Annotated in this window: 1 protein-coding gene; it reads right to left on the reverse strand. The window is 67.8% G+C overall.

What is annotated here, in order from left to right; translation table 11 throughout:
* Positions 1 to 366: hypothetical protein (locus tag E0D90_RS26130; RefSeq protein ID WP_265415981.1), on the reverse strand; the 366-nt coding region annotated here is incomplete at both ends.

Consider the following 366-nt stretch of genomic DNA (forward strand, 5'->3'; position numbering starts at 1 on the left):
GCTCTTGTGATCTGACCGAGGGGGTCTAGCGTGTAGTGGTGTTCGCCGGTGGGGTCGGTGAGCTGGGTGAGGTAGTGGTCGGGCCGGTAGCGGTAGACACGGTCGAGGGTGGTTCGGCTTCCCGCGGTGAGGGTTTGTCGGTTTCGGCGTCCTGCGGCGTCCCAGGTTTGGTGTTCGGTGATGACGCCGTCGGTGGTTCGGGTGGTCTCGCGGCCTGCGGCGTCATGGGTGAAGGTGAGGGTGTGCCCGCTGGTGGTCAACGCGGCGGGGAGGCCGTCCCGGCCGTAGTCCCACTCGGATATCTGGCCGGTGGGGGTGGTGCGGTGGGTGAGGTGGCCGAGTGCGTCGTGTTCGAGGGTGAGGGTG

It is taken from the genome of Streptomyces otsuchiensis (assembly GCF_004305975.1).
Classification (GTDB): Bacteria; Actinomycetota; Actinomycetes; order Streptomycetales; family Streptomycetaceae; genus Streptomyces; species Streptomyces otsuchiensis.